Here is a 20,203-nt window from a genome sequence, read left to right as displayed (position 1 = left end):
GTCAGAAACTGCCGGACAACGGCCATTGCACCGCCAACCGAATCTGGTCGCCGTCCAGCTCCGCCTGTGCCGTGTTACCCCGGTGCACGTTGTGCCGCAGCGAGAACGTGGTGCCCTTGGCCTGGCCACTCTGCACCACATAGTTGGCCTCAAGGTCGCGCTCCCAATGCTTGCCACCCTTGCCATAACCCAGGTACGCATAGCCGCCGTTGGGGTCGAGGTGGGTGCCGTCGATATCGAAGCCGCGCACATACAAGGCGCTCAGGCTCAGCCCCGGCACGCCGTAGCCGCCCATGTTCAGGTCGTAGCGCGCTTGCCATGACTTCTCGTTCGGCGCATTGAAGTCGGACATCTGCACGGCGTTGGCGATGTAGATCGCCCCGCGGGTGACGTAGTCGAACGGTGTGTTGCCATCCACCTGCTGCCAGCCGAGGCTGAAGCTGTGCGGGCCCTGGTTGTAGCGCGAGACCAGGCTCCAGGTGGTGTTGTCGATACGCCCGGACAGCGCCTTGCCGGTATCGGTGGTGCGGTACAGGTTGAGGTCCAGGCTCAGGCTGCGGCGGTCGTCCAGCGCATGGGTGAGGGTGCTGCCGAGGTAGTGCTGGTTCCAGGTGTCTTCGTAGCGCGAGGTGTACAGGCTGCCACTGAAGGCGGCGCCGGGGTTCCATACCAGGCCGGCGAGGTCGAAGCTGTTGCCCTGGCGGCCGTCGGAGTAGTTCACCACGAAGCCCTGGTCGTGGCTGGACGCGTTGCGGTCGGTGCTTTCGTTGAAGTGGCCAGCGACCAGCTTGACGGTGTCGATCTCATTGCTGGCAAGGAAGAAACCGGTGGCCGTTTCCGGCAGCAGGCGGCTGTCGGAGGAGCTGAATACCGGCGTCTTCACCCGCTGCTCGCCGTAGGACAGCACGGTGTTGGACACCCGCAGTTTAAGCGCCGCGCCGCCACGGCTGTATTCGTTCTTCGGCTGGCCGTCGTTGTCCAGGCCCAGCAGGCGTGCCTTGCCGGCACGGCCCCCACCACTGTCGAGCTGCACGCCGAGGTAGGCGTGGGCATCCACACCGACACCGATAAGGCCTTGGGTGAAGCCAGACTGCAGCGTGCCCATCAGGCCGTAGGCCCATTCTTCAGCCATCCCATTACGTTCGCTGCGTGGCTTGTAGGCATTGCGTGCGCTGCTGTTGCGGCCGCCGTGTTTGAAATCGCGCTGGTCGTAGACCGTGCGGTTGAGGATGCTCCAGTTGCTGTCTTCGACGAAACCGTTGCTTTGCGACTGCGCCGAGTCCGCAAGGGCGAATGGGGCCAGGCCTGCCAATGGCAGGGATAGCAGAACAGCAGCGGGGCGCAACGACATGGCGGGAACTTCCTGGTTCAGGGGGCGCGAAAACGCAGGATGCGCGCGCCATCGAAGGGGTCGGTAAGGTAATGGGCGTGCACGCCGAAGGTGCTCAGCAGGCGCTCGGGGGTGAGCACATCCAGTGGCTTGCCGAGGGCCACCAGGTGCCCCTTGTCGAGTACCGCCACGCGGTCGCAGGTCAGCGCCTGGTTAAGGTCGTGCAGGGCCACCAGGGTGGTTACCGGCAGTGCCTGCACCTGTTGCAGCAGGCTGAGCTGGTGCTGGATGTCGAGGTGGTTGGTCGGCTCGTCGAGCAGCAGCACCTGCGGGCGCTGGGCCAGGGCGCGGGCGATGTGCACGCGCTGGCGCTCGCCGCCAGACAACGTACGCCAGATACGTGTGCGCAGATGCGCTGCATCAAGGTCGGCCAGGGCCTGTTCGACGATGGCGCGGTCTTCCCTGGAAAACGGTGCCAGCGCCGACAGCCACGGCGTACGGCCAAGGGCAACGGCATCGAACACGCTGATCGCATCGAGGGTGTCGGCTTGTTGCTCGACCAGCGCCAGGGCCTGGGCGATGCGCCGGCGCGGCAGGTCTGCCAGCGGCTCGCCAAGCAGCTGAACGCTGCCAGTACCCGGTGTGCGCAGGCCGGCCAGCAACTTGAGCAGGGACGACTTGCCTGAGCCGTTGGGGCCGACGATGGCCAAGGTTTCACCGGCCACCACGCTGAGCCCGATGTTGCACAGCACGGTGTTGCCCGACAGGTGCAAGCCCAGGCCGCTGCACGCGAGTGGCGCCAGTTGCGCGCTGTTCATGACCGTCATGGGCGCCCCCGTCGGCTGACCAGGATCAAGGCAAATACGGGCGCGCCGAGCAGCGCGGTGACCACGCCCACCGGGATCACCTGGCCGGGGATCAACGTGCGCGAGAGGATATCGGCGGCAATCAGGAACAATGCCCCGCCAAGGGCGCTGGCCGGCAGCAAGCGGCTATGGCCCGGGCCGAGCAGCAGGCGCAAGGCATGGGGAATGACCAGGCCGACAAAGCCGATGGCGCCGACGATGGACACCATCACCGCCGTCACCAGCGCCGCGCAACTGATCAGCAGCAGCTGGCTGCGACGCACGGCGATACCCAGCGACGCCGCAGAGTCGGCGCCGAAGGTAAAGGCGTCCAGCGCCCGGCGGTGCCACAGGCACACCACCAGCCCGAACAAGGCCACTGGCACGGCCAGCCACACCGATGGCCAGCGCACGCCACTGAGGTTGCCCAGCAGCCAGAACAGGATGCCCCGCGCCTGCTCGGCGGTGGCCGACTTGGTGATGAGGAAGGCGGTGAGGGCGTTGAACAGCTGCGAGCCGGCGATACCGGCGAGGATCACCTGGGCATTGTTGCTGCCTGGCCCGGCGGCGCGGGCCAGCACCAGCACCAGGGCGAACGCTGCCAGGGCACCCATGAAGGCGCCGCCGGACATGCTCAGGGCGAAACTGCCCAGCCCCAGCAGGCCGACCAGCACCGCGCCGGTCGAGGCGCCTGCGGACAGGCCCAGCAGGTACGGTTCGGCCAGCGGGTTGCGCAGCAGCGCCTGAAGGATCACCCCGCAGGTCGCAAGCCCCGCACCGCAGGCGGCGGCGACCAGCGAGCGGGTCAGGCGGTAGTTCCAGACGATGCCGGCATCGATCGGGTCGACCGGGTAACCGGCCTGCCACAGGTGGTTGGCCAGCACCTGGCAGACCACGCTCGGCGACAGGTTGGTCTCGCCGATGGCGGTGCCGGCCAGCACGGCCGCGAGCAGGGCCAGCAGGGCCAGGGCGCTGTAGGGCAGGGCTCTCATCACTGCGCCGCGTGACCGCTGGCGAACGCCGCAGACAGGGTCTGCAGGCCACGGAACAGGCGAATGCCGGCCTGCATGGCGTCGGCGTCGAGGATGATGATGCGGTTGTGTTTCACCGCGTCCATGTTTTTCGTCACCGGGTCGCTATGGAGGAATTCGAGCTTCTTCTGGTAGTCGTCGGCGGGGAAACGACGGCGGTCCATGCGCGCGATGATCAGCCAGGTCGGGTTGGCCTTGGCCAGGGTTTCCCAGCCTACGGTCGGCCACTCCTCGGTGGATTCGACCACGTTGCGCACGCCCAGGGTGCGCAACATGAAGTCGGCCACGCCCTGGCGGCCGGCAACGTAGGGGTCGATGTCGAGGTTGGCGCTGGAGAACCAGAACAGTGCCGAGGTGTTGGCCAGGTCCTTGCCGCTCAGTTGCTGTTTCGCGCTGTCCAGGCGTGCCTTGAGGTCGGCATTGAGTGCGGCGCCGCGGCCCTGTACGTCGAAAATCTCGGCCAGCTGGCTGACACTTTTGTAGATGCTCTCGACCTTGAACGCCTGCAGGCGGGTGCCGTCGGCACCGACCCGGTTGTCCTTGCCTTCGCAGTCCGAGGGCAGCAGGTAGGTCGGGATCTTCAGCTCGCTGAACTGTTCACGGGTAGCGACTGCGCCCTGGGCACCGACCATCCACTCGAACTGCACCGCCACCAGTTGCGGGCGCTTGCCGACCACGGCCTCGAAGCTGGGTTCGTTGTCGGCCAGACGCGGTACCTTGTCGTTGAGTGCCTTGAATTCGGGCAGCACGTTGTTGAACCACAGCGAGGTGCCGGCCAGCTTGTCGCTCAGGCCCAGGGCGTAGAGCATTTCGGTGCCGGCCTGGCCGATGGTGACCGCCCGCTCGGGCGCCTGGTCAAAGGTTTGTGGCGCACCGCAGTTGTCGATGGTCAGCGGGTAGTGGGTGGCGGCGGCCTGGGCCAGGCCGGTGAGGCAAAGGCCGGCGAGCAAGGCGGTGATACGGGGCAGCATGCTGGGCGATCTCCTGTCGGACAGTTCTGGTGAGGAACGCACGGACAGGCATCGCCCAGCCCCTGCAGGCGCAGAGGCAACACGGATGGCCATCCCGGACACCCCGCCGGTTGGTGAATGTTCGCCGGCAGGTCTCCTGACTGGTGCGTCGTCGCCCGGCTCCGGCCTTCCCGGATCGGTTGATCCAGTGGCATCGATGGAGCAGGCTCGGCACTTACAGTTGCGGGGGCAGTTCCGTTTGGCACGCCTGGGGCGGGCCTGGGATTCCCTATTGATTCCGTGGTGGAAACCGGCGGGCCGCATGGTAGACCATCAGGCCGCCGGGCAAAAGGTCAAATCAGAAGTACTTCAGCCAGCGGACGTCGCGCCGCCGCGCCTTGAGCCGGGCAAACCCGCGCACCGGCAGGTACAGCGCCGCCGCCAGCAGCAGCGCGGCCAGCCACACGGCGCCAATGCCGTCGAAGCCGAAGTAGTTGCCGTGGTTGAGGCCGAACAGTGCCACGCAGGCCAGGTACAGCAGCTTGAGCACGTACAGGTGCAGCAGGTAGAAGAACATCGGGGCCGCGCCGAACACCGCCAGGGCGCTGACCCAGCGGGCCAGCCCGGCGCGCTCGAAGGCGCGCAGCAACAGCAGGCCGCAGCCCAGGGTCAGGGCCAGGAAAAGCAGTGAAGGCGGGTATTTGGTGATGTTGAAGAAGCTCATCAGCGTCTGGGTGACGGTCGGGTAGCCACGCCATGGCGCCTCGCCGTAGCCGTTGTAGAGGCGCAGCACCATGAAGCCGAGCAGGGCGATGACGCCGGCGATCAGCAGCCGGTGCTGGCGCTTGCCGGCTTCGCTGCCACGCGCGAACCAGGGGCCGAGGCCGTAGCCCAAGGCAATCACGCCGATCCACGGCAGCACCGGGTAGGAGGTGCGCAGGCGCAGGTTGTCCGAGACCTCCAGCCAGCCCCGGTCATGCAGGATCGCCCACGGCACATGCATGGCCGACTCCACGCCGAAGTGCAGGCCGTCGAGCAGGTTGTGGCCGGCGATGATCAGCGCGCCCAGGGCGAGCAGGGCAGGGCGCGGCAGCCACACCAGCAGCGACAGGGCGATCATGCTCACGCCGATGGCCCAGATCACCTGCATGTAGACCACGCTCGGCGGCAGCTGGAAGGTCCAGGCGAAGTTGACCAGGGTGAATTCCAGCGCTACCAGGAACAGCCCACGCTTGAACAGGAACGCCGAGACATCGCTGCGGCCTTGATACTTCTCGCCATACAGCCAGGCCGACAGGCCGGTGAGCAGGACGAATACCGGGGCGCACAGGTGGGCCAGGGTACGGCTGGCGAACAGCGATGGGTCGGTGGCATCTATGACCATCGGGTCACTGACCTGGCGGTGCAGGAAGAAGGTTTCCCGCACGTGGTCGAGGAGCATGAACAGGATCACCAGGCCGCGCAGGGCATCGATGCTCTGCAGGCGCTGGGTGAGCAGGGTGGGGGTGGCTGAGGCACTGGTCATGGGGTGGTCGCAGGCAGGAATGAATGTCAAATGAAACGTTATCTTATAACTATTTCATGTGAGGTTGATAGCAGTTTTTGTGTTGCCTGAGCTGGCCTCTTCGCGGGCAAGCCCGCTCCCACAGCAATACCACTCACTTGGACATGGTGGTGTACCTGTGGGAGCGGGTTTACCCGCGAAGAGGCCATTAGCTAAAAGGTGTAATCCACGGTGGCAAAATACGACCGCGGTGCGCCCATCACCCACTGCTCGCCACTGAACACCGAGGCCACATACTCCCGGTCGAACAGGTTGTTCACCTGCAACCCCAGGCGCACATCCGGCAGCACCTGCCAGCCGATGTTCGCATCGACCACGGTATACCCCGGCGCACTCTGGCTATTGGCCGAGTCGGCATAACGCTCATCCACATACCGCGCGCCGATCCCGGCCTCCACCTGCTGGCCAAAACCCTTGCTCAGCCACAGGTTGGCCGTGCGTCGCGGCACATTGGCCGGCCGGTTGCCGGCACGGTCCTGGGCCACACCATCGACAACCTCGTCGAAATCATCGAACGTGGCCCGCACCAGCGAGGCGTTGGCCGACACCTGCCACTGCTGCCCCCAGGCCAGTTCCAGCGACGCTTCCAGACCATCGGAGGTCTGTTGCCCGGCCTGCTGCGCCTCGTGGGTGATCGGGTCATCCACCAGCAGCTTGTTCTTGACGATATGGAACGCTGCCAGCGTCCACTCGCCACGGCTCTCCCAGAAGCGCTGCTTGAGGCCCAGCTCGGTCTGCTTGGCCTCGGTCAGGTCGTAGTGCATCTGCGTCGGGCTGAGGCTGACCAGGTTGTCCACGCCGTCCTCGCTGGTGGAGTACTGGCCATACAGCGACAGGTTGTCGGTGACCGCAAACACCAGCCCTGCGCGCCAGTTGCCGCCCTGCAGGCTGCGGTCGCCGCGGCTGCCGTCGATGAGGTTGTCGCGGTCGATATAGTTCTGGTCACGCCGCACGCCGGTCACCAGCGACAGGCGCTCGCTGAGCTGCAGGCGGTTCTCGGCGAACAGGGCGAAGGTGTGGGTGGTGGACAGCGTCTGCGGGCGGGTTGGCGAGTCGCTGTGGAACCAGCCCGGGGTTGGCTGCCACGGGTCGATGTAGTCGCCACCCACATCGTTGTAAGGGCGGTTGCTGTCGACGTTGAAGCGCACCTTGTTGTACTCGACACCGACCAGCGTCTTGCTGGCCAGCCCGAACAGGCGGTGGTCGAAGGTGAAGGCCTGGCGGTCGCCGAGCTGCTCCTGGTTGTGCTTGATCTCCAGGTAGCTCTGGCGCTCCAGCTGCTGGCGATCGGCATCCCAGCTGTAGTTTTCGGCGTTGCGCCAGTGGCGGCGGCTCTTGATGTAGTAGAGCTGGTTGCTGGCGCTGATGTGGTCGTTGAGCGTCCAGTCGGTGGTGAAGCGGGTCCACTCGTCGTGGTAGCGCTGCACGTCGTTGTGGATGTTGTAGTTCTTCTTGCGCAGGCTGCTGCGGTACTGGCCGTCGATCAGCGGCGTGCCGTAGTAGTTGGCCGGCTGGTCGTCACCGCGTTCGTGAGCCAGGGTGAAACTGAGGTCGTCACTGGCATCGAAGCGCAGTGCGGCACTGAGCGCCAGGCTGCGTGAGTCGGTGCGGTCAACCCAGCCGTTGCCGGCCTGCTGGTTCAGGGTCAGGCGGTAGCTCAGGCGCTCGCTGAGGCTGCCGCCGCTGTCCAGCCCCAACTGCTGGCGGTCCCAGGAACCGTAGCCCAGGCGCAGGCGGTTGTGGATGTCGCCAACGAACGGTTTCTTCGGGATCACGTTGATCACTGCGCCTGTGGCGCCTTCGCCATACAGAACCGAAGCAGGGCCGCGGATTACGTCGATCTGTTCCACCATCCACGGGTCGACCGGGAACGTCTGGGTGCCGGCCCCGGTGTACAGGCGCGCGCCGTCGAACAGGGTCATCACCGAACCGTGGCCAGTGAAGCCGCGTGCCGACAGGCCAGTGCCGCCATCACCCGGGTTGCCGATGAAGCTGATGCCGGGTGAGCGAGTCACGGCGTCCTGCACGGTGAGGTTATTGCGTTGCTCGATCTGTTCGGCAGTGATGCTGCTGGTGCTGGCCGGGGTTTCCAAGGCGCTGAGATGCAGCCGTGAACCGGCCTCGGTCGGCGTGGCCAGGTCGACATGCTGTGGGTCACGGGTATCGGTGATGGCCGTGGAGGGGAGGTTCAGTACAGGTTCGTCGGCCAGGGCTGGCAGGGTAACGGCCAGGCAGGCCGCCAGAGGGTGAAGCTTGATGAATCGGGACATGTCGTTCCACTGCTGCAGGAATGAACGGATCCCGGTGGAAAACACGCAAAGGCACACCACGCATGCAGGCGCACACGCGGATACCGGCCTGCGCCCGCCCACCGCGGGTTGCCAAGTGACGCTTCAGGCCGGTCTCCGGGCTTGCGAGGGTCGTGAGGCCTTCACCTTCCCATGCTGGCGCACAGTGGTGTGTCGAAGGCATCGCTCGCTTACCGTTGCGGGGGCAGCGCCGGACTTGTCGTGGACCACGACGCACCGGCTTCCCGTTTCACCCTGCGCTCGGCGGCGCAGGACACCTGAAACTGGCGCGCATCTGACCATCGAATGGCCAGCACGTCAAATGCGCGTGCTAGCGCCCGCGGCGGCGCGACACCCGTGCCTCGATGTTCTTGCGCCCGATCAGCAGTGCTGGCTTTTCCACCACCGGCTCATCGGCCAGCCACTTGTACATCACCAGGCAGTCGACCAGCCCCAGGCGGGCATGGCGATAGGCTTTGGGCAGGCGGCCAACGGTCTCGAAGCCCAGCTTGGTCCACAGCGCCACAGCCACTTCGTTGCTCGCCACCACCGAATTGAACTGCAACGCCAGGAAGCCCTCCTGGCGCGCCAGCTTCTGCGAGTGCTCGCACATCAGTCGGGCCACGCCACGGCCGCGGGCGCCCTCGCAGACCATGTAGCCGCAGTTGCCGACATGCGCGCCAGGCCCTGCGGCATTGGCCTTGAGGTAGTAGGAGCCGAGCAGTTCGCCATCCTCTTCGGCCACCCGTGTGCGCAGCGGCAGTTGCAGCCACAGCTGGCGTGCCTGCTCGATGGTCAGCGTGGGGTCGAAGGCGTAGGTCTCGCGGGCCTGGACGATGGCCTGGAAAGTCGGCCAGAAACGCTCGAAGTCGTCGGGCGTCATGGGGCGGATGTGGATCATGGCGGTTCCTGCAATGGCTAGGCCGCCAAGTCTGGGTGGCGCGGCGCCGTCGCGCAAGGGCGGCGACGCCGGTTGGCTTCAGCCGTTGGCCTTGCCCACTGCGTCCATGGCGCGCGCCGAGTAGACCAGCGCGGCCCCGGCATTCATCGCCACGGCCACACCCAGGGCCTCGGCGATTTCCTCGCGGGTGGCGCCGTGCTTGACGGCTTGTTGCGAGTGCACGGCGATGCAGCCGTCGCAACGGGTTGTGACGGCCACGGCCAGGGAGATCAGTTCGCGGGTCTTGGCGTCCAGGTGGTTGGTCTTGGCACCTGCACCGCTGGCGGTCATGTAGCCGGCGACGGTGTCGGGGGACAACTGCTTGAGATCGCCGATGCCGGCCATCAACTGCTTACGGTAGGCGTCCCAGTCCATCATGCTCATCGTCTTCACCTTGGCAAGGTTGCGGGAGGAGCTTTCAGGCTAGTCGAATTTGCGCCTGTCGCCGGTTGCCGGCGACAGGTTGCGCGAAGGGCATCAGATGTAGACGAACACCAGTACCAAGGCGGCGACCACCAGCCACTTTTCCAGGTAGTAGCGCATGCGGTTACGCTTCTTCAGCGCCTTGCCACGCTCGCGGATCTTGTAGATGCGGGTGAACAGGCGGTTGATGCCGCCGGTCTTGTCGCCCGCGTCGTTGGGCGCTGCGGCGGCTGCCATGACGTTGCGGCTGAACCAGCGGTTGAACGCGGTGGCCCAGCGGTACTTCAACGGGCGCTCGATATCGCAGAACAGGATGATGCGGTTGTGCTCGGTGGTGTTGGCGGCGTAGTGGATGTAGGTCTCGTCGAAGACCACGCCCTCGCCATCGCGCCAGGAGTACTTCTCGCCGTCCACATCGATGTAGCAACCGTCATCGTTCGGCGTGTCCAGGCCAAGGTGGAAGCGGTACGACCCTGCATACGGGTCACGGTGACGGACCAGCTTGGCCCCCGGTGGCAGGGTGGCGAACATCGCCGCCTTGACCGTGCCGATGCCTTGCAGCAGCTCGGTGGTGCGCGGGCACAGGGTCATCGCCGACGGGTGGCTTTCGCCGTACCACTTCAGGTAGAAGCGCTTCCAGCCGGTCTTGAAGAACGAATTGAAACCGACGTCGTCATAATTATCGGACTTCTTGATCTCACCCACGTGCAGCAGCTGCTGGGCTTCGGCACGGATCTCCTGCCAGTTGTCCTTGAGCGGCTGCAGCTCGGGGAAGGCTTCCACCGGCAGGTAAGGCTTGGCCGGGTGCTTGGAGAACAGGTACAGGAAGCTGTTGACCGGGGCCAGGAAGCTGGAGTGGTCGCCCAGCTGACGGGTCAGCTTGTGGCGCACCCGACCGCGCAGGTGAACATAGGCGATCGAGAGGACGAAGATCAGTACGAGTGCAATTTTCATGGACGGTTACTTGTCGAAAAATGGCCATGCGCCATGGCATAAGCTCGCCAGCATAAACAATCATGGGGGCAGTTTGTACTTATTGTTACGTTGATGCGGGTCGACATTGGTGTAAGGCGCGTGAGTGTGCGCAAACGTTTCACGTGATGGAGTTCACATGGTTCAGGACATTCGCCCGAGTGGCACCCCCTTCAAAAGGTTGTTCTTCGCCTTGCCTGTCAGCGATGCCCAACGCCGTGGGATAAGCCAGTGGCGACGCGGCCTGGGCCTGCGCAGCGGCAAGCCGGTGCCGAGCGAAAACTTCCACCTGACCTTGCTGTTTCTGGGTGATGTGGATGTGGCCCGGGTGCCTGCAGTGTGCGCGGCCGTGGACAACCTGGCGCGGCCGGGCGCGCCGTTGCGTTTGCTGCTGGATCAGCTGAAAACCTGGCCGCGGGCCAATGTGCTGGTGCTGGAACCACAGGAAACGCCGGCTGCCTTGCGCCAGTTGGTCTATGGCCTGCAGCAGGCGCTGTTGCCGCTGGGGTTCGAGGAGCAGGCCCGTGAATACCGCCCGCACCTCACCTTGTCACGGGACTTTCACGGCCAGGCCCCGGAGGCGGCCGTGGCGCCTGATTTCCATTTCAGCGCCAGGCACTTCACCCTGTACGAGTCGCGCAAAGGCCGTTACTGGCCGCTGGCGCAGTGGCCTTTGGCAGGCTGACTGCCACAGGCACCCTTGGCCCCGAAACAAACAGTAGCAGGCCACTGGCACTTACCTGTTCGTGCTCTGCGGGGCGCATGCTGGCGAATGCCTGGTTGTTGGGCGCAGCAGGGCGGACAAACCCAGCAGCAGCAAGGTGCCAATGACCATGATTCCCCAAGCCCAGTGCAAGGAACTGAGGTTGTCGCGCACTACACCGGCCATCAGCGGTACGGTGGCGGCAATCAGGTAGCCACCCCCTTGTACGAATGCCAGGAGTGAACCGGCTTGCGCTGGTGAGTCGGCGTGGTCGAGGGTGACGATGAGCGACAGGGGGAAAAGTGCACCGATGCCCAGCCCCAGGCACAAAGTGGCCACTATCGCGAGCTGCAGCGGAGCGGTCATCAAGCATGCCAAGCCCGCAAGTAGCAGGATTATCACCACCGTCAGCGGCTGCCTGCGGTCGGGGTAGCGTTGAATGAGGGCTGATACCAGCAGGCCGGCGATGACTTCCGTAATGGTAAGTGCCCCCAACAGGTAGCCGGCATCGGCGGCAGCCCAACCCAACTCGACATAGAACGGCGCAAGCCAGGCAAGCACCAGCGTGTAGGCCCCGGTGCCAAGACCGAAGAACAACAACAGCAACCAGGCTCGCCCGTTTCTGTATGGCAAACGGGCATCGCTGCGGCTGACGGGGTGGCGACCGACGGCGAACAACCAGGCGAACAATCCGAGCAATGCCGGCAAAGCCGCCACTCCCAAGGTCAGTTGCCAACCCATCAGGGCCGCGCCAGGGGCCGCAAAGGCGGCAGCCAGAGCTGCGCCGCCCATGATGCCCGTGGTGAACAACCCCATCAGCATGCCCGTGCTATCGGGGTGACTGCGCTTGATGAACGCGGGCATCAATGCCTGGATCACTGCAATGCCGACACCTCCCAGGGCCGCTGTGGCGATCAGCGCCGAACCCGATGTTACATAGGCCCTCGCGGCGCAACTAATGGCAATCAGCGTGATACCCAACGCCACCCCGTTGACTTCGCCGACAAGGCGCAGCAGCCATGGGCCGGAGAGCGCAAACAGGCCCATCATCATTACCGGCAGGGTGGTCAGCAGGCCGCCTTCGGCGTTGCTCAGGCCCAATTCATGTTGCAGTGTTCCCAGCAATGGGCCGATGGCGGCCATGATGGGGCGCAGGTTCAATCCGATCAGGACGGCCAACACGCCGACGCATGCTTTGCTTGGCAGATTACGCATCGTGAGGTCGCTCCTGCAGGAAGGCACCTATCGCCTGGTTGAAGGCGTGGGCGTGGGAGATGTTGAACACATGGCCGTCGCCCGCCAGGGTTACCTGTCGGGCGTGAGCGATACGAAGGCTGATTTCCTCGGCTTCCGAGCGTGGGCTTATGCAGTCTCGTTCGGCTGCGAGTACCAGTGTCGCGGCTTGGATAAGCGGCAACTGGTTGCTGACGTCGAAGTGCTTCATGCCATTGCACCAGCGGATCTGGTCTTGCGCGGACAATTGAGCGGCTTGGGCGTGCCAAGCCTGGTAGAGCCGCTGGCCGCGGGCAGAGTCTGCGAAATCAGCACCGACCAACGCCGGCCAGGTTGACTTGAATCGCTTCAGGCATCCATCCGTCTGTTGCAGGCCTGCGGCCCAGTCATCGAGCATGCCCTGCCGATGTGCAGTGTTCATGTTGACGAACGTACCGGCGACGACCAGCTTCTGCACCGCTTGCGGAGCATGGCAGGCCATTTCGAGTGCCACCATCCCGCCCAGTGACAGGCCGATCAAGTGCGTGCTGTCGAGCCCCAAGTGATCGAGCAGTGCCAGCATTTCCAGTGCCTGGGTATGGGCTGTGATACCTTCGGGCGCTTCACTGGACGCGCCGTGGCCCAGTAGGTCGGATACGATGACGCGATGGCCGAGGCCAAGCAGCGCGCCAACTTGAGGTATCCAGGCCCGCCCGCTGTTGCCGAGGCCATGCAATAGCAAAACCGGGCTGCCGGCGCCTGCGTCGTAATAGTAATGTCGATGCTGTCCGTGTGTGAAAAATGCCATGTGTATCTCCTGATCCTTCAGCCACATGCCCGTCAAGATAGCTTAACGTTAAGATAGTTTAAAGGCGTCAAGGTTCAGGAATGTGTACGGGTTAACGTTGATAATTTGCACGATCGAGGGAAGCGATGAATGACCATGTGGATTTCGTGGTGGCACAATGGGCTCAGGCCATGCCCTCAGTGGATGTCACCTCCATGGAGGTATTCGGGCGTATGGTGCGCATTCAGAAACACCTGGAACGCATGCGTGCCGAAGCGCTGGCACAGTACGGATTCAAGGAAGGTGAGTTCGATGTGCTGGCAACGCTGCGTCGATCAGGGGCGCCGTACCGCTTGACGCCAACTGAACTGTATCGTTCGTTGCTCATCACGTCGGGGGCCATGACCAACCGGCTGGCTCGGCTGGAAAGCGCCGGGATGGTCGAGCGTGTTGCCGACAGCCACGACAAGCGCAGTTACCAGGTTGCACTGACCGCCGGGGGGAGGGCATTGATCGAGAGGGCCGTCCTTACACATACCGAGATTCAAGAGTTGGTGTTGGCCCCATTGGATGCACAGCAGCGAGCAGTTTTTGCACAACTGCTGAAGCAGTTACTCGCGCATCTGCCCGGCGAGGGGGCACCGGCACCCTGAACTGGAATATTCAGGAGGAATTTCCATGCTTCACAGCAACTACCTCAAGCAGTTGGACCTGCAGGACATCGTGGTGTTTCTCAACTTGCTGGAGCTGCGCAGCGCCAAGCGCACTGCCGAGCTGATGAGTGTCAGCCAGCCCACGGTCAGTTATTGCCTCAAGCGACTGCGCGGGTGCTTTGACGACACGTTGTTTTCTTCTTCCCAGGGCGTGCTTCAGCCGACCACCAAGGCTGAGAAGATCGCGCCCTATCTGCGGGTGGTGGTCGAATCCGTAAACCGCTGCGCAGAAGACGACAGCACGGTGTCGCTGCAAGCCGTGCGTAAAATCTGGAGGCTTTGTGCCCCGGAATATTTTGAACTGTCATTCCTGCCCCAGGCCCTGGCGGTGCTGTCTCGCACCCATGGCAACACGTCGCTGCATTTGGATCGCCTGAGCCGTGACCTCCCGGTGGACCGGCTGATTTCGGGTGAAATTGATATCGCCATCGGTTTTGGACCCGGCTATCACCAGATGCACCCCGAGCTGCAATGGCAGGCGGTGATCAACGATGATTTCGTATGCCTGACCAGCCTGGACGCGCTGGCGAACGACGGTGCAATGAGCCTGGATGAGTTTTGTGCCTCGCCCCATGTATTCCCCACGCCATGGATCTCGGAAAAGAACATGGTCGACAGCTGGCTAGACAAAGTGGGGCGCTCGCGCAATGTGCTGGTGCGCGCCAACGGCTACCAGGCCTGCGTGAACATCGTCGCCGCGGTGCCTGCCACCGTTGCGTTGCCTGCGCGGTTGTTACCGCTGTTGCGGATCCCCGCGCAAGTGAAAGTCTGCCAACCGCCGCTCGGGTTTCCCAGTTTCACCTTGGACATGATCTGGGCGCGCGATCGCAGCGACAGCAAAGATCTTTCCAGCTTGCGCACGTTGATTGAGCAAGTCGCCGAGGCGTTGCTGACGGATGGATGAAACGGATTTTTAATTTTTTACAACGCATTTAGATTTCTTAAAACCAGCCACGTACTCATTTCACTTACTGTGTGGTCATCGGGTAGCGGACGTTTCTACCTGAATCCACACTTCACGGAGGAATGAGTAATGCTGGCGCACGTTCAACCCCTGGTACCCCCTTATTTTCGGCAGCCGACGCCTTGCTACGGCTTCGAATGTGTAATCGCTGTCGATCGTGACAGCCGCGTTTGCGATGCGATCAGCGGTGCAGCACTGTACGAAGACCTGGCCCATAGCGGTGCGGTCATTTACCGTGATTTTGCAGATAGTCTTACTGACTTCAATGAATTCGTCAGTGCACATTCATCACGCGTCACCTTTGACCCTGCACGCAAGGCGGCCACGTCGAATACTGCAGAAATCGAAGCGGGCGTGCACGAAATGGGCCTGCACCGCGAAAACGGCAACCTGCCGTTCAATCCTGACTTGCAGTGGTTCTATTGCCTGGAAGCGGCTTCTGTCGGATCGCAAACAACGCTCTGCGATGGCCAACGCGTGCTGTTCGACTTGTCGGCGAAAACCCGAAAGTTATTTGAGCAGCGCGAGATTCGATACAGCCGGCGTATTCCGTGGCAAAACGTGAAACGCTTCCTCAGCATTGAACTGCAATTGCCGTTGGAGGCGATAACGGACGAGCATCTGCAGCAAGTCAATGAGCAGGTAGCCGGGCAAACTTATCGTCGCATCGACCAAAATCTCATCGCCTCGGAACTGATTATTTCAGCCGTGGAAACAAGTTGCTTCAGCGGCCGCAAAGCGTTCTGCAATTCGATGCTTGGCCCCAGTGTCAATTACGAACCGCCACGTATAACGTGGGCGGATGGGGAGGATATCTCGCTTGATATATGGGATGAAATCAAGGAGGTGACGGAGCGCAATACCTACAGCCATTTCTGGCAGAAGGGCGACATCATCGTCATCGATAACACGCGTGTCATGCACGGCCGCCGCCGGCTGGATGATACTTCGCGTCGCATTTTCGGCGCCCAGAGCTATCGCGTTGGAGGTACCGGCCAATGATCAGCAAGAAAATGCAGGATTACCTGGCAGGAACGCCCGACCGCGTCGTCATCCGTGAAATGGGAGGGCGAGACTATACCTTGCACGAACTGCGGCGTGATGTGGTGCGCCTGGCGAATGCCCTTGAAGGCCGTGTGGGCCGCTGCGAACGCAAGGTGTTCGGTATTGCCATGCGCTCTTGTTACGAATGGGTCTACACGTTATTGGCGATTCAAAAAATCGGTGCCGTACTGTTGCCCGTGCCAATCGAGTTTTCCGATGATCAGATCGGCAGCCTGCTGGGCAAGGCTGCAGCGGTACTGGTCAGCGATGAGAAAACCGCTGGCCGCCTGCACGGCATTCTGCCGGACAAGCCCTGCTTCATTCCAGGCCAACTGATGGCCCAGGCTATCGGCGATGAGTGGCGCAACGAAGACGAATTGATGCCGGACGGCATCGTATCGATCATTCATACCTCAGGTACCACCTCCAAACCCAAGGGGGTGATGATTCGCGACGAAGCGGTCGGCCTGTTGGTGGACAACGTGATGAAGCGCTTGCCACAGCAACCGTTGCACTACTTCTCCATCGTGCCCATGAGTTTGTTGATCGAACAGGTGCTCGGCGTGTTCATCCCGATTCTGTCGGGGGGCACCCTTTCCTTGATGCCCGAGGGCGTGCCCGAGTATGGCGCGGCAAGTGGCAACGCTGCGCAATACCTGGAACTCATTGCCCCCAACCAGCCGAACTTCCTGTACCTGCCGCCCAAGTTGCTGGAGGAGGCCAACATGCTGCTTGAGCACTGCTCGGTGCAGCAACTGTTCGGTTCGCAGCGCCCGCATATCATCACTGGCGGCGCGAAGATCCCGGTCATCGTCCTGGAGGCACTGGAAGCCCGTGGTGTGCAGGTGTTCGAGGCCTATGGCCTGAGCGAGAACTCGTCGATCATTTCGCTGAACTCACCCGCCGAGCGGCGAATCGGCTCTGCCGGCAAGCTCCTCGACGGCATCGAGCCCAAGCTGGTTGATGGCGAGCTGCTGGTCCGCACGCCAACCCTGTGCGCGGGGTATTACAACGCTGACGATACTGCTTGCGATCTGTCCGACGGCTATTTGCATACCGGTGATATCGCCGAGTTCCGCGACGGTTTCCTCTATATCACCGGGCGCAAGAAGCACGTGATCATCCTCTCCACGGCGCGCAACATTTCGCCCGAGTGGGTGGAGAACGTTTACAAGGAAAGCCCCCTGGTGGACGACATGATCGTCATGGGAGAGGGCAAGGACGAGCCCTGCGCCATCGTGCTCAGCACCGCTGGCACTGAGTGCGTGCGTGACGAGATGCAACGTCTGGAGCATCGCCTCGCCGATTTTGCCAGGGTTCGGCAGATTCGCGTCATCGAAGATATCGCCCTGTTCCGCGAGCAGTTCTACACCGTTACCGGGCGCCCGCGACGTGCGGAAATCGAAGCGCGCTTCATTGATCAGATGTACGCCTGAGGAGGAGGGACCCCCATGTACATCGTGCGTAATTTCTATAAGGGGCGGCCCGGCTACCGGTGCCTGCAAGAGGCGGTGCGTGCGCATTACCTGAAGCACTATGACGCCACGCCAGAGCCGCAGCCCGATCTGTTCGTCTGCCTGACAGATGTCAATGGCGGAGCCCCGGGCTATGCCTGCGCCGGTATCAGCTATGGCGATTCCGGCAAGCTGTTCAGCGAATACTACCTGGATGAAGGCCTGGATGAACGTTATGGCGTGGACCGCGGGCGCATCGCCGAAGTCGGTGCCTTTGCGTCATTCCGAAGCGGCAGCGGGGCAGGCAAGTACCTGCTCAACAATGTGATCAGCATGCTGGCACTGCGCAACTTTGGCCTGGTTGTACTGACCGCGACCGAACAGGTGCGCCAGCTGCTGTCGCCAATTGTCGACAACCTCGACGACCTGGGAAGTGCGGACAAAGGGCGAGTCAAAGAGCCTGCCATCAACTGGGGGACCTATTACGAGCAACAGCCACGGGTTGTGGTGTCCCGTTTGTCACCCCCCAGCATCTGGACCCGCGCACCTGCACCTGAACGTGGCCTCGCCCAGTCACATTTCACCCGCCAGGCATCAGCCTGACCATGACACGCGCTGGGCATCACCTTGCCCGGCGCGCTGGAGGTAAACATGACCGTGACCAAGCGTTACGAGAATTTCATCGTCTTTCTGGCGCCCCTGATCAACAGCGTGGGCGGTATCGCCATCGACCTGTATGCGCCCAGCATTCCCTCCATCGGCCGGGAGTTGTCGGCCAGCCCTGCCCTGATGCAGAACACCATTACCATTACGCTATTGTTCTATGCGATCGGCCAGCTGTTCTTCGGCGTCATGGCCGATGCCCGTGGGCGCAGGCCTGCGGTGCATTTGGGGCTACTGGTGTTTCTTGCCGGCAGCGTGCTTGCCACGGTTGCCACTTCCATAGAAATGCTGCTGCTGGCCCGGGCACTGCAAGGTTTCGCTATCGGCGCTTGCCAAGTGGTTGCACGTGCCTTGCTGGTGGACATCGTCAAAGGGCCACGTTTCTATGTGGCAATCATTTACCTCAGCCTGGCTTTCGGCCTGGGGCCCGTCATCGCACCCTATGTGGGCGGCATGATCGAAGTGCATCTGGGCTGGCGTTACAACTTCGTCCTGTATGCAGTGTACGCAGTGATCGTGCTGGCCTTTGTGCTGGCCGGGCTCAAGGAGTCGTTGCCACGCACCGGGCGGCGTAGCCCCTTGCAGACCATTGCTGGCTACCGCTGCATCTTGGCTGACAGCCGTTTTCTTTCCTCGGTGACCGTGCTTGGCTCCAGTTTCTCGGCGTTCCTGTTGTGGAATGTGTTCGGGCCGTATGTTGTCCAGGAGCGGTTGGGGCATAGCGCACAATATTTCGGTACGACGGCGCTCGCCGTGGGTAGCTGCTACCTGGTCGGTACTTTGCTGAACCGGGCGTTGATCCGGCGCGTCAATCCGCAGGTCTTGATGTGGACGGGAATGTCGCTGTTCTTGCTAGGGGTAGCAGTGATCGCTGCCATGCCGAGTGGTCTGAGCCTGGCGAGTATCCTGAGTGGCATCATGTTGGTCGCGTTCGGTCAGGGTTTCATCTTCTCCAATGCCATGGCCCGTTCCATGTCCCTGTTCCCTGATCGAGCAGGTGTTGCGGCTAGCTTGCAAGGTTGCTTGATGTTGATAATCGGCTCGCTGGCCTCAGGCATCGTCAGCACCTTGCCGCTAACGTCGAATCTCGCTATCGCCGGTGTGTTCCTGGTGCTGTGGCTAGTTTCGCTGTCGGGCATGCTGAGTGTGCGGGTACAGCAGCAGGCTACGGCGGCCTGAGCCACAGACGGTCATGCAGATCAGCCCTTGGGACTGCGTCGCGTCCTTGGTTTTTCGGGGCAGATCTGTATGGCCATCCCCCACCTATTGATCTGCGGGGCGATGAAAATCCTGTGTCAAACAGGCAGGCTTTGGTAGGGCAGTTCATCCCCAGGGCTGCGGGCAAACTGACGCTTGTACTCGCGGCTGAATTGCGAGGTGCTCTGATACCCCACCCGGTGCGCCGCCTGCGCCACACCCAGCCCTTCGCCGATCAGCATCTGCTGCGCCTTGAGCAGGCGCAGGCGCTTGAGGTACTGCATCGGCGCCATGTCGGTGCAGCGTTTGAAGTGCTCGTGGAAGGTCGACACGCTCATGTTGGCGCAGGCGGCCAGTGCCTCGACACTCAGCGGCTCGGTGTAATGCGCGCGCAAGTGCATGAGGGCCGCACCGATGCGGGCGAAATGCCCTTGCTGCTCGACCAGCGCCCGCAGCACCCCCGCCTGCGGGCCGCGCAGTGCGGTATACAGCACTTCGCGAATGCGCGCCGGGCCCAGCACCTTGGCGTCCAGCGGGTCCTGCAGGCACTGCAGCAGGCGTTCCACGCAATCACGCATTGGCGCATCGAGCGCCGCCGAGGTCATCGACTGTGGCGTCTGCGCCTGTACCGCCGGGTCCGGTGCCAGGTCCATGCTCTGCACCAGCTCGCCCAGCACACCGCGGTCGATGTCCACCGCCACGCCCAGCAGCGGCTCGTCGGGGGTGGCAAAGGTCTCGCACATGAACGGCACCGACAGCGCCTGCACCAGGTAGTGCCCGGCACCGTACTCCAGGGTGCGTGGCCCAAGGCGCGCCAGTTTGCTGCCTTGGGCCAGGATCATCAGGCTCGGCTCGTAGATCTGCGGGCTGCTGGCCACGTAATGGTCCCAGCTCAGTACTTGCACCTGGGGCAGGTGCGTGGGCACGAAGCCCGGGCCGGTGGCCAGGCTGCGGATCAGCGAACACAGGGGGGCGTTGGCGTCGACGTGGCGGGTCAGTTGCATGATGAACCAGGGCAGAGAATCAGACAGTCTCATCATCGCAGATTGGCTGGCCAGCGCCAGATGGCCATTGGCAGGTTCGGAGGATCAGGCATGGATGCCGGAGAATCAGCCGTGGGCGG

19 protein-coding genes and 2 riboswitches are annotated in these 20,203 nt (G+C 62.9%); of the genes, 7 read left to right on the top strand and 12 right to left on the bottom strand.

Annotated elements, in window-relative coordinates; genetic code table 11:
- Position 1: 1 nt before the first annotated feature.
- The 9 genes from H040_RS00195 to lpxO all read right to left on the bottom strand — a co-directional run bounded on the left by H040_RS00195 (position 2) and on the right by lpxO (position 10,325).
- Positions 2 to 1,351: an OprD family porin gene (locus H040_RS00195; protein ID WP_027919891.1), complete on the bottom strand. Its 1,350-nt coding sequence runs from the start codon at positions 1,349 to 1,351 to the stop codon at positions 2 to 4.
- 17 nt (positions 1,352 to 1,368) lie between these two features.
- On the bottom strand, positions 1,369 to 2,157 hold the full coding sequence (locus H040_RS00190) for an ABC transporter ATP-binding protein (protein WP_027919892.1): 789 nt from the start codon (positions 2,155 to 2,157) through the stop codon (positions 1,369 to 1,371).
- Positions 2,154 to 3,170 carry a FecCD family ABC transporter permease gene (locus H040_RS00185; protein ID WP_027919893.1) on the bottom strand — a complete coding sequence of 339 codons (1,017 nt, stop codon included), beginning with the start codon at positions 3,168 to 3,170 and terminating at the stop codon, positions 2,154 to 2,156. The genes H040_RS00190 and H040_RS00185 overlap by 4 nt, the downstream gene beginning before the upstream one ends.
- On the bottom strand, positions 3,167 to 4,177 hold the full coding sequence (locus H040_RS00180) for an ABC transporter substrate-binding protein (RefSeq protein WP_027919894.1): 1,011 nt from the start codon (positions 4,175 to 4,177) through the stop codon (positions 3,167 to 3,169). Before H040_RS00180 ends, H040_RS00185 begins: the two co-directional genes overlap by 4 nt.
- Before the next feature lie 109 nt (positions 4,178 to 4,286).
- Positions 4,287 to 4,486, bottom strand: a riboswitch (cobalamin riboswitch).
- A gap of 28 nt (positions 4,487 to 4,514) precedes the next feature.
- A complete protein-coding gene (locus tag H040_RS00175; RefSeq protein WP_027919895.1) occupies positions 4,515 to 5,681 on the bottom strand; it encodes a DUF1624 domain-containing protein in 1,167 nt (388 codons plus the stop codon).
- A 191-nt stretch (positions 5,682 to 5,872) separates the two neighbouring features.
- Positions 5,873 to 7,990, bottom strand: coding sequence for a TonB-dependent receptor (locus H040_RS00170; RefSeq protein ID WP_027919896.1), 2,118 nt, complete (start codon positions 7,988 to 7,990; stop codon positions 5,873 to 5,875).
- A gap of 110 nt (positions 7,991 to 8,100) precedes the next feature.
- Positions 8,101 to 8,305: riboswitch (cobalamin riboswitch) on the bottom strand.
- Between the two features lie 34 nt (positions 8,306 to 8,339).
- Positions 8,340 to 8,909 (bottom strand): GNAT family N-acetyltransferase, encoded by a 570-nt coding sequence (locus tag H040_RS00165; protein WP_027919897.1) that lies wholly within the window; start codon positions 8,907 to 8,909, stop codon positions 8,340 to 8,342.
- A 78-nt stretch (positions 8,910 to 8,987) separates the two neighbouring features.
- Entirely contained in the window at positions 8,988 to 9,332 is a 345-nt protein-coding gene (locus tag H040_RS00160) for a carboxymuconolactone decarboxylase family protein (RefSeq protein ID WP_027919898.1), read from the bottom strand.
- Between the two features lie 93 nt (positions 9,333 to 9,425).
- Positions 9,426 to 10,325 (bottom strand): lipid A hydroxylase LpxO, encoded by a 900-nt coding sequence (gene lpxO, locus H040_RS00155; protein WP_027919899.1) that lies wholly within the window; start codon positions 10,323 to 10,325, stop codon positions 9,426 to 9,428.
- Positions 10,326 to 10,482: 157 nt separating this feature from the next.
- On the opposite strand from lpxO, the gene thpR reads away from it, so the two are divergent.
- Positions 10,483 to 11,028: an RNA 2',3'-cyclic phosphodiesterase gene (gene thpR / locus H040_RS00150; RefSeq protein ID WP_027919900.1), complete on the top strand. Its 546-nt coding sequence runs from the start codon at positions 10,483 to 10,485 to the stop codon at positions 11,026 to 11,028.
- Positions 11,029 to 11,079: 51 nt separating this feature from the next.
- Here thpR and H040_RS00145 read toward each other — a convergent pair whose 3' ends face one another.
- Both H040_RS00145 and H040_RS00140 read right to left on the bottom strand, forming a co-directional pair.
- Positions 11,080 to 12,261 carry an MFS transporter gene (locus H040_RS00145; RefSeq protein WP_027919901.1) on the bottom strand — a complete coding sequence of 394 codons (1,182 nt, stop codon included), beginning with the start codon at positions 12,259 to 12,261 and terminating at the stop codon, positions 11,080 to 11,082.
- Positions 12,254 to 13,093 (bottom strand): alpha/beta fold hydrolase, encoded by an 840-nt coding sequence (locus H040_RS00140; RefSeq protein ID WP_218185887.1) that lies wholly within the window; start codon positions 13,091 to 13,093, stop codon positions 12,254 to 12,256. The genes H040_RS00145 and H040_RS00140 overlap by 8 nt, the downstream gene beginning before the upstream one ends.
- Positions 13,094 to 13,191: 98 nt before the next feature.
- Here H040_RS00140 and H040_RS00135 point away from each other — a divergent pair, with 98 nt between their 5' ends.
- The 6 genes from H040_RS00135 (at position 13,192) to H040_RS00110 (ending at position 19,062) form a co-directional block, all read left to right on the top strand.
- Complete coding sequence (locus tag H040_RS00135) at positions 13,192 to 13,698, top strand: MarR family winged helix-turn-helix transcriptional regulator (protein WP_027919903.1); 507 nt, start codon at positions 13,192 to 13,194, stop codon at positions 13,696 to 13,698.
- A gap of 52 nt (positions 13,699 to 13,750) precedes the next feature.
- The gene (locus tag H040_RS00130) at positions 13,751 to 14,662 is read left to right on the top strand and encodes a LysR family transcriptional regulator (protein WP_256576365.1); all 912 of its coding nucleotides are present in this window, start codon (positions 13,751 to 13,753) and stop codon (positions 14,660 to 14,662) included.
- A 129-nt stretch (positions 14,663 to 14,791) separates the two neighbouring features.
- Positions 14,792 to 15,724, top strand: coding sequence for a TauD/TfdA family dioxygenase (locus H040_RS00125; RefSeq protein WP_027919905.1), 933 nt, complete (start codon positions 14,792 to 14,794; stop codon positions 15,722 to 15,724).
- On the top strand, positions 15,721 to 17,202 hold the full coding sequence (locus H040_RS00120) for an AMP-binding protein (RefSeq protein ID WP_027919906.1): 1,482 nt from the start codon (positions 15,721 to 15,723) through the stop codon (positions 17,200 to 17,202). Before H040_RS00125 ends, H040_RS00120 begins: the two co-directional genes overlap by 4 nt.
- Positions 17,203 to 17,217: 15 nt before the next feature.
- Positions 17,218 to 17,823, top strand: a complete 606-nt coding sequence (locus H040_RS00115; RefSeq protein WP_027919907.1) for a thermostable hemolysin — start codon at positions 17,218 to 17,220, stop codon at positions 17,821 to 17,823.
- 48 nt (positions 17,824 to 17,871) lie between these two features.
- Positions 17,872 to 19,062, top strand: coding sequence for a multidrug effflux MFS transporter (locus H040_RS00110; protein ID WP_027919908.1), 1,191 nt, complete (start codon positions 17,872 to 17,874; stop codon positions 19,060 to 19,062).
- Between the two features lie 116 nt (positions 19,063 to 19,178).
- Here the strand turns inward: H040_RS00110 and H040_RS00105 are convergent, their stop codons facing one another.
- Positions 19,179 to 20,084, bottom strand: coding sequence for an AraC family transcriptional regulator (locus tag H040_RS00105; protein ID WP_027919909.1), 906 nt, complete (start codon positions 20,082 to 20,084; stop codon positions 19,179 to 19,181).
- Between the last annotated feature and the right edge of the window lie 119 nt (positions 20,085 to 20,203).

This window comes from Pseudomonas sp. URMO17WK12:I7, assembly GCF_003269045.1.
GTDB lineage: Bacteria > Pseudomonadota > Gammaproteobacteria > Pseudomonadales > Pseudomonadaceae > Aquipseudomonas > Aquipseudomonas putida_J.
This window is presented reverse-complemented; position numbering and strand designations above follow the sequence as displayed.